Annotated in this window: 11 protein-coding genes; 6 read left to right on the forward strand and 5 right to left on the reverse strand. The window is 71.2% G+C overall.

Annotation, left to right across the window (positions count from 1 at the left end):
• The first annotated feature begins 16 nt into the window (after nt 1-16).
• Nucleotides 17-1,027 (forward strand): heme A synthase, encoded by a 1,011-nt coding sequence (locus ACFY2L_RS00850; RefSeq protein ID WP_390821175.1) that lies wholly within the window; start codon nt 17-19, stop codon nt 1,025-1,027.
• A 64-nt stretch (nt 1,028-1,091) separates the two neighbouring features.
• Here ACFY2L_RS00850 and ACFY2L_RS00855 read toward each other — a convergent pair whose 3' ends face one another.
• The 3 genes from ACFY2L_RS00855 to ACFY2L_RS00865 form a co-directional block, all read right to left on the reverse strand.
• Nucleotides 1,092-2,198, reverse strand: a complete 1,107-nt coding sequence (locus ACFY2L_RS00855) for an amidohydrolase family protein (protein WP_390821177.1) — start codon at nt 2,196-2,198, stop codon at nt 1,092-1,094.
• Nucleotides 2,199-2,278: 80 nt separating this feature from the next.
• A complete protein-coding gene (locus tag ACFY2L_RS00860) occupies nt 2,279-2,611 on the reverse strand; it encodes a hypothetical protein (protein WP_390821178.1) in 333 nt (110 codons plus the stop codon).
• A 55-nt stretch (nt 2,612-2,666) separates the two neighbouring features.
• Entirely contained in the window at nt 2,667-3,620 is a 954-nt protein-coding gene (locus tag ACFY2L_RS00865; RefSeq protein ID WP_390656006.1) for a heme o synthase, read from the reverse strand.
• Between the two features lie 389 nt (nt 3,621-4,009).
• Between ACFY2L_RS00865 and tkt the strand changes: the two genes are divergently transcribed.
• The 5 genes from tkt to pgl are packed head-to-tail and all read left to right on the forward strand — an operon-like array spanning nt 4,010 to nt 10,764.
• On the forward strand, nt 4,010-6,097 hold the full coding sequence (gene tkt / locus ACFY2L_RS00870; RefSeq protein ID WP_390656005.1) for a transketolase: 2,088 nt from the start codon (nt 4,010-4,012) through the stop codon (nt 6,095-6,097).
• A 33-nt stretch (nt 6,098-6,130) separates the two neighbouring features.
• Nucleotides 6,131-7,249, forward strand: a complete 1,119-nt coding sequence (gene tal / locus ACFY2L_RS00875; RefSeq protein WP_390821180.1) for a transaldolase — start codon at nt 6,131-6,133, stop codon at nt 7,247-7,249.
• Between the two features lies 1 nt (nt 7,250).
• Complete coding sequence (zwf, locus tag ACFY2L_RS00880) at nt 7,251-8,789, forward strand: glucose-6-phosphate dehydrogenase (RefSeq protein WP_390656003.1); 1,539 nt, start codon at nt 7,251-7,253, stop codon at nt 8,787-8,789.
• The gene (gene opcA, locus ACFY2L_RS00885) at nt 8,786-9,985 is read left to right on the forward strand and encodes a glucose-6-phosphate dehydrogenase assembly protein OpcA (RefSeq protein ID WP_390821182.1); all 1,200 of its coding nucleotides are present in this window, start codon (nt 8,786-8,788) and stop codon (nt 9,983-9,985) included. The genes zwf and opcA overlap by 4 nt, the downstream gene beginning before the upstream one ends.
• A complete protein-coding gene (pgl, locus tag ACFY2L_RS00890) occupies nt 9,982-10,764 on the forward strand; it encodes a 6-phosphogluconolactonase (protein ID WP_390656001.1) in 783 nt (260 codons plus the stop codon). The genes opcA and pgl overlap by 4 nt, the downstream gene beginning before the upstream one ends.
• A 58-nt stretch (nt 10,765-10,822) precedes the next feature.
• On the opposite strand, the gene ACFY2L_RS00895 is transcribed toward pgl, so the two are convergent.
• Together ACFY2L_RS00895 and ACFY2L_RS00900 are read right to left on the reverse strand one after the other, a co-directional pair.
• Nucleotides 10,823-11,662 carry a carbohydrate ABC transporter permease gene (locus ACFY2L_RS00895; protein WP_390656000.1) on the reverse strand — a complete coding sequence of 280 codons (840 nt, stop codon included), beginning with the start codon at nt 11,660-11,662 and terminating at the stop codon, nt 10,823-10,825.
• Nucleotides 11,659-13,011, reverse strand: coding sequence for an ABC transporter permease subunit (locus ACFY2L_RS00900; RefSeq protein WP_390821184.1), 1,353 nt, complete (start codon nt 13,009-13,011; stop codon nt 11,659-11,661). The genes ACFY2L_RS00895 and ACFY2L_RS00900 overlap by 4 nt, the downstream gene beginning before the upstream one ends.
• Nucleotides 13,012-13,013: the final 2 nt, after the last annotated feature.

Here is a 13,013-nt window from a genome sequence, read left to right on the forward strand (position 1 = left end):
CAAGCGGCCGCCTACGATGGTGTGCGTGCCAAACGTGACCCGCGCCGACGCCCTGGCGGCCCTGCGCAACCCGCTCGCCTTCATCGCCGAACGCTGGACGCCCGCTCCCCGGACGGTCCAGCGGGCGGCCCTCTCCGCGCTCGTGATGTCGGTGGTGATCGTGGTCACCGGCGGTGCCGTGCGGCTCACCGGCTCCGGGCTCGGCTGCCCGACCTGGCCCAAGTGCACCGACGACTCGCTCACCGCGACCGGTGCGATGGGCTTCCACGGCGCCATCGAGTTCGGCAACCGCATGCTGACGTACGTGCTGTGCGCGGCGGTGGGCTGGGCGATCATCGCGGCGCGGTCCGAGAAGCCGCGGCGCCAGGGGCTGACCCGGCTGGGCTGGGCGCAGTTCTGGGTCGTGATGAGCAACGCGGTCCTCGGCGGGATCGTGGTCCTGGTCGGCCTCAACCCGTACACGGTCGCCGCGCACTTCGTCGCGACGTCGGCGCTGATCGCGGTGGCGACGGTGATGTGGCAGCGCACCCGGGAGGGCGACGCGGCGCCGCGTCCGCTGGTCGGCGCGTCCGTGCGGCAACTGGTGTGGTTCCTGGTCGCGGCCTCGGTCCTGCTGATCCTGGTCGGCACGGTGGTGACCGGTGCGGGGCCGCACGCGGGCGACTCCAGCGAGGTCGAGCGGATGCCGGTCGACTGGGAGACGGTCAGCAAGGTGCACGCCGTGCTGGCCTGGATCGTGGTGTCGCTGACGTTCGCCCTGTGGTTCGTCCTCAAGGCGGTGGACGCCCCCAGGGCCCCGCTGGACCGCACCCGCGACCTCTTCCTGATCCTGCTCGCCCAGGGCGTCATCGGCTACGTCCAGTACTTCACCGACCTCCCCGAGGTCCTGGTCGGCCTGCACATGCTGGGTTCGGCCCTGATGTGGATCGCGGTGCTGCGGGTACTGCTGGCGCTGCGCGAGCGCCGGCGGCCGACGCTGGACCTGCCGGGTCCGACGACCGAGGCACCCGTCGGCTCCCGCGCCTGAGGTCTGCCGGGCCGCGGGACGGACGGGCCTCGCCGCAGGGGCCCCGAGCCGGGGCCCGGGCCGGTCACCCCAGTCCGTACACCCGGTGCGCGTTGCCCGACGCGACCATCCCGGCCACCCGCCGCGCGTCGGCGAGCGACCACGCGTCCTCGGCGACCCAGGTGCCCAGCACCCGCCCGAGCGCCTCGCGGAACAGCTGGGCGCCGACGACGTGGAGCTCGGGCAGCGCCTGTGCCCCGCTGGAGAACAGGATCTTGCCGAAGGGGGCCAGTTCCAGGATCTCCGCGAGGACCGTCGCGGCACGGGCGCCGGTGCGCACGAGCGCGGCGCCGGAGTCGGCGTAGACGTGCGGGAAGACACCGGCGAGGTGGGCGGCGTGGCGGTGGTAGGGGTAGCCGTGGAGCAGGACCAGGTCGGTGCCCAGGCCGGCCGTGGCGCGGACGAAGTCCGTGAGCAGCGCGGGGTCGGTGCGGTCGATGCGCAGGCCCGGCTCGCCGAGACCGGCGTGCAGCTGGAGGGGCAGTCCGGAGGCGACGGCGATCCACAGCAGGTGCCGTAGCAGCACGGGGTCGCTCAGCTCGCCGCCGACCCGGCGGGCGGCCAGCCAGCGGCCCGCCGCGCCCCGCACCTCCCCCGGGCCGGGCGGCTCGGGCGCGAGCGCGAGGCCGTGCCGGACGCCGGCGACGGAGGTGAAGGCGACGGCGGACCCGGCGGCCGAGTGGACCGCCTCGGCGAGGTTGGCGAGGAAGGACTCGACGGTGCCGGAGGTGTCGGCGACCTGCTCGGCGAGGAGTTCCAGGCGCACGATCTCGCGGGCCTCGGCGGCTCCTGCGGAGGCCAGCTCGTCCGGGCCGGTGAGATCGCCGGGCAGGCCGGTGTCGACCAGGTAGGTCGTGATGCCGCTGCCGCGCAGCAGCCGGCGGCCCGATTCCAGTACGCCGAGTTCACGACGGCGGGCGAGGTAGCGGGCGGGCGGGCAGTGCGGTTCCAGGCCGAGCAGCGGGGGGCACCAGCGGCGTACGGCGAACCCGGTCTGGGTGTCGAAGAGGGTCGTGCCGGTGGCGGGCGGGCCCTCGGTGCGGGCCAGCTGGGCCTCGAAGGTGCCGAGGCCCAGCTCCGTTCTCAGGACGCCGTGGCAGTACTGGTCCACCAGGGACGGCGTTTCGATCATCGGGACTCCCGTGACTGGACCTCGTACTCCTGAAGGTCCTAACGGGTGAACCGGGTGTCAGGTGTTGCGTGAGAAGACGCTCAGGCGTTCTTCGGGCCGCCGACCTGGATCCCGGCCATGCGGGACCACTCGTACGGACCTGTCTTCACCTTGGCCGCGAACTCGCCGTCGAAGGACTCGTGGGCCGTGATCCCGGCCTTCTCCACGGCCTTCCGGGCGATCTCCACCGAGGGGGCCACGAGGTCGCCCCAGGCGCCGTCCTCGCCGACGAGGACGATGCGGGCGCCGCGTTCCCCGATGTGGGCGACCTGGCCTTCGGCCCCGCCGTGCTGCTGGGAGAAGGCGCTGATCTGCTTGGCGAGCCGGGCGACCTTGCGCCCGTCCTTCGCGTCAACCTGCTGCGTGTCTGCCATGGTCAGGATGCTACCGACGGGTAGATCGCACGGCGACGGCCGGGGTGAGTGACGCTCACCTCAGGAAGGGGTCCACGGCGACGGCCACGAACAGCAGCGAGACGTACGTGATGGACCAGTGGAACAGGCGCATCTCCTTGAGCTTGCCGCCCGTGGCCCCGGCCTTCGCCCGGTTCTGCAGGGCGTGCGCCTCCCAGAGCCACCAGCCGCCCGCCGCGAGGGCGACGGCCGTGTAGAACCAGCCGGTGTAGCCGAGCGGCGTCAGCAGGAGCGAGACGGCGACCATGACCCAGCTGTAGATCACGATCTGCCTGGCGACGACCTTGTTGGAGGCGATGACCGGCAGCATCGGCACGCCCACGCGCGCGTAGTCCTCCTTGACCTTCATGGACAGCGGCCAGTAGTGCGGCGGCGTCCAGAAGAAGATCACCATGAAGAGGATCAGCGGGGCCCAGGAGAGGGAGTTCGTCACGGCCGACCAGCCGATCAGCACCGGCATGCAGCCGGCGATGCCGCCCCACACGATGTTCTGCGAGGTCCGCCGCTTCAGGATCATCGTGTAGACGACCACGTAGAAGAGGAGCGCTCCGAGCGACAGCCAGGCGGACAGCCAGTTGACGGCGAGGCCGAACAGCAGCGTCGAGACCACCGCGAGGGTGATGCCGAACGCGAGGCACTCGCGCGGGCTGACCATGCCGGTGACCAGCGGGCGCTGCGAGGTGCGGTCCATCAGGGCGTCGATGTCGCGGTCGATGTACATGTTCAGCGCGTTGGCGCCGCCCGCGGAGAGGTAGCCGCCGACGCAGGTGAGCAGCACGAGGCCGAGGTCCGGCACACCCCGCTGCGCGAGGAACATCACCGGAACGGTGGTGATCAGCAGCAGCTCGATGATCCGCGGCTTGGTCAGCGCCACGAACGCCTTGACCCGGGCCCCCACCGGCCGCCGGCTCGGGCTCTGGCTCGTCCCGACGATCCCCACTGGACGGGATTCAACGGCCGTCACGCACACCCCTGACAGAGACTCCCAGCAAGCCTCCCCATGTGAATGCGGGGTAAAGGCTCGCGCGTACCACGCCACTGTAGACGTTGCCCATACCCCGGCCTTCGCGGGGGTGGGGTCGTGTTGGGAGGGGCGCCGGGAAGGGTCGCGGATGAGTCGTACTCAGGCTCGATTGAGCAGTCATGTGAGCGGCTCCGTATTCAAGTGCCAAGTGCGGTTCCGGCCAGTCAGCGGGCGGATCGCAGCAAGGCCCGGCAGTCTGGAACGACTCGAAAAAACGCACGTCCCCACGGGGGTAGGCTCGACAGCGGCCGGTGGGCATCCAGTGCACCGGCAGCCGGTGGGCGCGCGCCCAGAACAGCCGGTATTCGACATGTGGAGAGGAGCCCTGACCCAGGGTGAGCACCAAGCCGACCACCACAGACCTCGAGTGGACCGAGTTGGACCAGCGGGCCGTCGACACCGCCCGTGTCCTGGCCGCCGACGCCGTACAGAAGGTCGGCAACGGCCATCCCGGTACGGCGATGAGCCTGGCGCCTGCCGCCTACACCCTCTTCCAGAAGGTGATGCGGCACGACCCGGCGGACGCCGACTGGGTCGGCCGCGACCGCTTCGTGCTGTCCGCGGGCCACTCGTCCCTGACCCTCTACACCCAGCTGTACCTGGCCGGCTTCGGCCTGGAGCTGGACGACCTGAAGTCGTTCCGTACGTGGGGTTCGAAGACCCCGGGTCACCCGGAGTACGGCCACACGGTGGGTGTGGAGACGACGACCGGCCCGCTCGGCCAGGGTGTCGCCAACGCAGTCGGCATGGCCATGGCGGCCCGCTACGAGCGCGGTCTGTTCGACCCCGAGGCCCCGGCCGGCGAGTCCCCGTTCGACCACTTCGTCTACGTCATCGCCGGTGACGGCTGTCTGCAGGAGGGCATCTCCGCGGAGGCGTCCTCGCTGGCCGGCCACCAGAAGCTCGGCAACCTGGTCCTGCTGTGGGACGACAACCACATCTCGATCGAGGGCGACACCGAGACGGCCGTGTCCGAGGACACCGTCAAGCGGTACGAGTCGTACGGCTGGCACGTGCAGCGGATCGCCCCCAAGCCGGACGGCGACCTCGACCCGCACGCCCTCTACAACGCGATCGAGGAAGCGAAGAAGGTGACGGACAAGCCGTCCTTCATCGCGATGCGCTCGATCATCGCCTGGCCCGCCCCGAACGCCCAGAACACCGAGGCCGCGCACGGCTCGGCGCTCGGCGACGACGAGGTCGCGGCCACCAAGCGTGTCCTCGGCTTCGACCCCGAGCAGAGCTTCGAGGTCGCCGACGAGGTCATCGCCCACGCCCGCAAGGCCCTGGAGCGCGGCGCGGAGGCGAAGGCGCAGTGGGAGAAGTCCTTCCAGCTGTGGCGGGACGAGAACCCGGAGCGGGCGGCCGAGTTCGACCGGATCGCCGCGGGCGAGCTGCCGGCCGGCTGGGAGGAGAAGCTCCCGGTCTTCGAGCCCGGCAAGGGCGTCGCCACGCGTGCCGCCTCCGGCAAGGTGCTGCAGGCCCTCGGCGCGGTCGTCCCCGAGCTGTGGGGCGGCTCCGCCGACCTCGCGGGCTCCAACAACACGACGATCGACAAGACGTCGTCGTTCCTCCCGGCGGGCAACCCGCTGCCCGAGGCGGACCCGTACGGCCGCACCATCCACTTCGGCATCCGCGAGCACTCCATGGCCGCGGAGATGAACGGCATCGCCCTGCACGGCAACACCCGCGTCTACGGCGGCACGTTCCTGGTGTTCTCCGACTACATGCGCAACGCCGTGCGGCTGTCCGCGCTGATGCACCTGCCGGTGACCTACGTGTGGACGCACGACTCCATCGGTCTCGGCGAGGACGGCCCCACCCACCAGCCGGTCGAGCACCTCGCGTCGCTGCGCGCCATCCCGGGCCTGAACGTGGTCCGCCCGGCCGACGCCAACGAGACCGCGATCGCCTGGCGCGAGATCCTCAAGCGCTGGACGAAGGAGTTCGGCAAGGGCGCCCCGCACGGTCTGGCCCTCACCCGCCAGGGCGTGCCGACGTACGAGCCCAACGAGGACGCCGCGAAGGGCGGTTACGTCCTCTTCGAGGCGTCGAACGGCAGCCCGGAGGTCATCCTCGTCGCGACCGGCTCCGAGGTGCACGTGGCCGTCGAGGCGCGTGAGCAGCTCGAGGCCGACGGTGTCCCGACCCGGGTCGTGTCCATGCCGTCCGTGGAGTGGTTCGAGGAGCAGGACCAGGGGTACCGGGACAGCGTCCTTCCGCCGTCCGTGAAGGCTCGGGTCGCGGTCGAGGCCGGCATCGGTCTGACCTGGCACAAGTACGTCGGGGACGCCGGCCGCATCGTTTCCCTGGAGCACTTCGGTGCTTCGGCCGACGGCAAGGTCCTCTTCCGCGAGTACGGCTTCACTGCCGAGAACGTGGCCGCGAAGGCGCGGGAATCCCTCGCCGACGCCCGGCGCTGACGCTCACATACGACACGTAGGAGATGTAATTCCATGACAGACGCACTCAAGCGCCTCTCCGAGGAAGGCGTGGCGATCTGGCTGGACGACCTGTCGCGCAAGCGGATCACGTCCGGCAACCTCGCCGAGCTGATCGACCAGCAGCACGTCGTGGGCGTCACCACCAACCCGTCGATCTTCCAGAAGGCGATCTCGCAGGGCGACGGCTACGACCAGCAGCTGACGGACCTCGCCCACCGCAAGGTCACCGTCGAAGAGGCCATCCGCATGATCACCACGGCGGACGTCCGCGACGCCGCCGACATCCTGCGCCCGGTCTTCGACGCCACCGGCGGTCAGGACGGCCGTGTGTCGATCGAGGTGGACCCGCGCCTGGCGCACAACACCCGGGCGACGGTCGCCGAGGCCAAGCAGCTGGCCTGGCTGGTCGACCGCCCCAACACGCTGATCAAGATCCCGGCCACCAAGGCGGGTCTGCCGGCGATCACCGAGGTCATCGGCAACGGCATCAGTGTCAACGTCACGCTGATCTTCTCGCTGGAGCGCTACCGCGAGGTCATGGACGCCTACCTGGCGGGCCTGGAGAAGGCCCGCGATAAGGGCCTGGACCTCTCGCTGATCCACTCGGTGGCCTCCTTCTTCGTGTCCCGCGTGGACACCGAGATCGACAAGCGCCTCGACGCGCTGGGCACCGACGAGGCCAAGGCCGCCCGCGGCAAGGCCGCCCTCGCCAACGCCCGGCTCGCCTACCAGGCGTACGAGGAGGTCTTCTCGAGCGACCGCTGGCGCAAGCTGGAGAGCGCGGGCGCCAACAGGCAGCGTCCGCTGTGGGCCTCCACCGGTGTGAAGGACCCGGCGTACAAGGACACCCTGTACGTCGACGAGCTGGTCGCGCCGAACACGGTCAACACCATGCCGGAGGCCACCCTCCAGGCCACCGAGGACCACGGCGAGATCACCGGCGACACCGTCGCGGGCACCTACGAGCAGGCTCGCGCCGACCTCGACGCGGTGGAGAAGCTCGGGATCTCGTACGACGACGTGGTCCAGCTGCTGGAGGACGAGGGCGTCGAGAAGTTCGAGGCGTCCTGGAACGACCTGCTCAAGTCGACCGAGGCGGAGCTGGAGCGCCTCGCCCCCTCGGAGGGCTGAATTGTCCCCCTTCTCCGGTTCCGGAGCGAACCCGCTTCGTGACCCCGCGGACCGACGGCTCCCGCGCATCGCGGGGCCGTCGGGCCTGGTCATCTTCGGCGTCACGGGCGATCTCTCCCGCAAGAAGCTCATGCCCGCCGTGTACGACCTCGCCAACCGGGGTCTGTTGCCGCCGGGCTTCTCCCTGGTGGGCTTCGCCCGCCGCGAGTGGGCGAACGAGGACTTCGCGCAGGAGGTCCACGACGCCGTCAAGGAGCACGCCCGCACGCCCTTCCGCGAGGAGGTCTGGCAGCAGCTCATCCAGGGCATGCGCTTCGTCCAGGGCACCTTCGACGACGACGACGCGTTCGAACGGCTGCGCGCCACCATCGACGAGCTCGACAAGGCGCAGGGCACGGGCGGCAACTTCGCCTTCTACCTGTCGGTGCCGCCGCGCTCCTTCCCGGTGGTCATCCAGCAGCTGAAGAAGCACGGACTGGCCGACCAGACGAAGGACTCCTGGCGGCGCGCGGTCATCGAGAAGCCCTTCGGACACGACCTCGGGTCGGCCAAGGAGCTCAACGCGATCGTCCACGAGGTCTTCGCCCCGGACCAGGTCTTCCGCATCGACCACTACCTGGGCAAGGAGACCGTCCAGAACATCCTGGCGCTGCGGTTCGCCAACACGATGTTCGAGCCGATCTGGAACCGGTCCTTCGTGGACCACGTGCAGATCACCATGGCCGAGGACATCGGCATCGGCGGCCGGGCCGGCTACTACGACGGCATCGGCGCCGCCCGTGACGTCATCCAGAACCACCTGCTGCAGCTGATGGCGCTGACCGCCATGGAGGAGCCCGCCTCCTTCGACGCGGACGCGCTGGCGGCGGAGAAGACCAAGGTGCTCGGGGCGGTACGGCTGCCCGAGGACCTGGGCCGGGACACCGTGCGCGGGCAGTACGCGGCCGGGTGGCAGGGTGGCGAGAAGGCCATCGGCTACCTCGAAGAGGACGGCATCGACCCCCAGTCGAAGACCGACACCTACGCGGCCATCAAGCTGTCGGTGGAGAACCGGCGCTGGGCGGGCGTCCCCTTCTACCTGCGCACCGGCAAGCGGCTCGGCCGACGGGTCACCGAGATCGCGGTCGTCTTCCAGCGGGCCCCGCACTCCCCCTTCGACCACACGGCGACGGAGGAGCTCGGCAAGAACGCGATCGTCATCCGGGTCCAGCCCGACGAGGGCGTGACCGTGCGCTTCGGCTCCAAGGTGCCCGGCACCTCGATGGAGATCCGGGACGTGTCCATGGACTTCGCCTACGGCGAGTCGTTCACGGAGTCCTCGCCCGAGGCGTACGAGCGCCTCATCCTCGACGTGCTGCTCGGCGACTCGAACCTCTTCCCGCGCACCGAAGAGGTGGAGCTGTCCTGGAAGATCCTCGACCCGATCGAGCGGTACTGGGACCAGAACGGGCGGCCCGCGCAGTACCCGGCCGGTACCTGGGGTCCCGTCGAGGCGGACCAGATGCTCGAACGAGACGGACGGAGCTGGCGCCGGCCATGAAGATAGACCTCACGGACACCACCGCCAGCAAGATCAACAAGGCGCTGGTGCAGGGCCGCCGGGCGATCGGCACCCCGGCCGTGGGCATGGTGCTCACACTGGTCATCGTCACCGACGAGGAGAACGCGTACGACGCGCTCAAGGCCGCCAACGACGCCTCGCGCGAGCATCCCTCGCGCACGCTCGTGGTGATCAGGCGTGTCTCCCGCACCCCCCGCGACCGCACCCAGTCCCGGCTGGACGCCGAGGTGCGGGTGGGCGCGGACGCGGGCACCGGCGAGACGGTCGTGCTGCGGCTGTACGGCGAGGTGTCCGACCACGCCCAGTCCGTCGTGCTGCCGCTGCTGCTGCCGGACGCCCCGGTCGTCGTCTGGTGGCCGGTGAACGCGCCGCTCGACCCGGCCGCCGACCCGCTCGGCGCGCTGGCCCAGCGCCGCGTCACCGACACCTACGCCGCCGAGCAGCCGGTGCGCGAGCTCGGCGCCCGCTCCGACACCTACACCCCGGGTGACACGGACCTGTCCTGGACCCGCATCACGCCCTGGCGCTCGATGCTGGCCGCGGCCCTGGACCAGGTCACCTGCACGGTGGAGTCGGTCGAGGTGGAGGGCGAGGAGTTCAACCCGAGCTGCGAGCTGCTCGCGATGTGGCTCGCGGACCGGCTGGACGTGCCCGTCAAGCGCTCGCTGTCGGGCGGCCCCGGGCTCACCGCGGTCCGGATGGCGACCTCCGCCGGCCCGATCGTGCTGGACCGGGCGGACGGCTCGCTGGCGACGCTCTCCATCGAGGGCCAGCCCGACCGCGCGGTGGCGCTCAAGCGCCGCGACACGGCCGAGCTGATCGCGGAGGAACTGCGGCGGCTCGACCCGGACGACACGTACGCGTCGGCCCTGCGGTTCGGGGTGGAGCGGCTGAACGCGTCGGCCTCGGCGGCGCCGGAGCCGGCCGGGGTCGAGAAGGCCAGGGCCGCCCTGGAGAAGGCCGAGGCGGCGCTGGTCCAGGCCGGGGCCGCCGTGGAGCAGGCCGAGGAGGACGCCGGGCCGGCCAAAGAGGAGCGGGCCGAGGGGGACGCCGGGCCGGCCAAAGGAGAACCGGACGGCACCGAAGGCCCTGCGGAAGCTTCCGGGGAGGAAGGGCAGGCGCCGGCACCGCTGAACCCGGTCCCTTCCGGTCTGTCCGGGAAGGCCACGCGGTGAGCGCGCCGCAGCTGGTCGTGCATCACGACAAGGAGCTGATGGCGCAGGCCGCGGCGGCCCGTCTGATCACGAAGATCGTGGACGCGCAGGCCTCCCGGGGCTCCGCGTCCGTGGTCCTCACGGGCGGCCGCAACGGCAACGGTCTGCTGGCCGCGCTGGCCGCCGCCCCGGCCCGGGACGCCGTCGACTGGGGCCGGCTCGACCTGTGGTGGGGCGACGAGCGGTTCCTGCCCGAGGGTGACCCGGAGCGCAACGTCACCCAGGCCCGCGAGACCCTGCTGGACGCGGTGCCGCTGGACCCGAAGCGCGTGCACGCCATGCCCGCGTCCGACGGTCCCCACGGCGCCGACGTCGAGGCCGCGGCGGAGGCGTACGCCGAGGAGCTGGCCCGCGCGGCCGGCCCCGAGAACCACGGCGCCGTGCCCACCTTCGACGTCCTGATGCTGGGCGTCGGCCCGGACACCCATGTGGCCTCGCTCTTCCCCGAGCTGCCGGCCGTGCGGGAGACCGAGCGCACGGTGGTCGGCGTCCACGGCGCGCCCAAGCCGCCGCCGACCCGGGTCACCCTCACCCTCCCGGCGATCCGGGCGGCCCGTGAGGTGTGGCTGCTGGCGGCCGGTGAGGACAAGGCGCAGGCCGCGGCGATCGCCCTCTCGGGCGCGGGCGAGATCCAGGCCCCGGCGGCGGGCGCCCGGGGCCGCGCCCGGACCCTGTGGCTCCTGGACACGGCGGCGGCCTCCCGGCTGCCGAGGTCGCTGTACCCGCCGGCGTCACCATGACCGAGTGGGGCGGTGGAGGCTTCTCGCCTCCACCACCCCACTCGTCCGGCGCGAGCGGTCACTTGACCGAGCCCGCCATCACCCCCTGGACGAAGTGCCGCTGGAACGCGAAGAACACGGCCACCGGTACCACGAGCGACAGGAAGGCTCCCGGCGCCAGCACGTCGATGTTGCTGCCGAACTGCCGCACCTGGGACTGCAGGGCGACCGTGAGCGGCTGGGCGGAGCTGTCCGCGAACAGCAGGGCCACGAGCATGTCGTTCCACACCCACAGGAACTGGAAGATGGCGAGGCTCGCGATGGCCGGCCGCCCCACCGGCAGCACCAGCCGGGTGAAGATCCGCCATTCGCCGCCGCCGTCCATCCGGGCCGCCTCCAGCATCTCCTTCGGCATCTCCGCGAAGTAGTTGCGCAGCAGGAACACCGCGAACGGCAGCCCGTAGGCCACGTGGAACAGCACGACACCGGGGATCGTGCCGAACAGCCCCAGCTGCCCGAAGAGTTTGGCCACCGGCAGCAGCCCGATCTGCACCGGCACCACCAGCAGCGCCACCACGCCCAGGAAGACGGCGTCCCGGCCCGGGAAGTCCAGCCACGCGAACGCGTACCCGGCGAGTGCCGCGAGGACCACGACCAGGACGGTCGTCGGCACCGAGATCAGCACCGTGTTCCAGAACGCCTGCGTCATCCCGGAGTTCTTCAGCAGCGCCGAGTAGTTGTCGAAGGACAGCTGCCCGGGACTGGCGAACACCGTCCACCAGCCGCCCTTCGCGGTGTCCTGGGCGGATCGCAGGGAGGACAGGAACAGTCCCGCCAGCGGGGTCAGCCAGATCAGGCCGACGACCACGAGGAAGGCCTGCACGGCACCGTTGCCCAGTCCGCGCCGTACCGCGTTCATCGCTGGCTCCTTCGGAATCGACGGACGTTGAAGACCATGGCGGGGACGACGAGGAGAAGCAGCAGGACGCCGAGGGCGCTGCCCAGCCCCTGGTTGTTGCCGCCGCCGAAGGACACGAGCCACATCTGGGTGGCGAGCACGGTCGCGTCCTCCTGCACGGGGCCCGGCGCGATGATGTAGACGAGGTCGAAGACCTTCATCACGTTGATCACCAGGGTCACGAAGACCACGGTCAGGACGGGCGCCAGCAGTGGCACGGTGATCCGCCGGAAGATCTGCCACTCGTTCGCCCCGTCCATACGGGCCGCCTCCAGCGCGTCCCGGGGCAGTGCCGAGAGCCCGGCGCCGATCAGCACCATCGCGAAGCCGGTCCAGATCCACAGGTACGCCCCGATGATCGCGGGCGTGACGAGCGCGGGTCCCAGCCAGGAGACGCCGTCGTAGGGCTGGGCGAAGTTCGACGCGGGCAGCCTCACCGTGTAGGCGCCGGACTCCAGGTCCGGCAGACGGAAGGAGCCGTCCGAGGCCGTGGTGGCGCTCTCGACCGTCGTGCCGTCGCGCACCGCCTCGACCTTGATCCCCGGCAGCCCGCTCTCGCCCCGGTCCACCACGCCCTGCTCCCCTCCCCCGCCGGGCGTGAAGTCCAGGTAGACGACTCCGCGCAGCTCGTCCGGCGCCGCCTTGCGGCCGGCGGCCGCGGACGCGGGTCCGGCGTCGCCGGGCAGGTCCTGCGGCGGGACCCCGACCAGTCCGAGGGCCATCACGTCTCCCGGCGAGGCGCTCGCCGTGTAGGAGCCGTCCTTCCCCGCGGTCAGCCCCTGGCCGTCACGCGCCCGGGCGGTCGGATAGGCCGAGGTGCCCTTGAAGGCGTCGTGCACGGACACCACGGCGGCGTTCAGCACGCCCTTGTCGGGGTTCTCGTCGTAGGCGAGCCGGAAGATGATGCCCGCGGCGAGGAAGGACACCGCCATCGGCATGAACAGCAGCAGCTTGAAGGCCGTGGCCCAGCGGACCTTCTCCACCAGGACGGCGAGGACGAGTCCCAGGCCGGTCAGCAGCGTGGGGGCCACCACGACCCAGACGGCCGTGTTGCGCACGGCCTTGAGGGTCGCCGGGTCGCGGAACATCTCGCCGTAGTTCTCGCCGCCCACGAAACGGGTGCCGGACGCGTCGAAGAAGCTGCGGCCGATCGAGAAGAGCACCGGGTAGACCACCAGCGCGCCGAGCAGGAGCAGCGCCGGGAACGCGAACAGCAGGGCGATGATCCGGCCCCGCCGCCGCGTGTGCCGTACACGGGCGGGGGGACCGGCGGGCGGTGAACCCGCCTCTTTCACAAGGGTCGCGGTCATCG

The organism is Streptomyces sp. NPDC001381, from assembly GCF_042895685.1.
Lineage (GTDB): Bacteria > Actinomycetota > Actinomycetes > Streptomycetales > Streptomycetaceae > Streptomyces.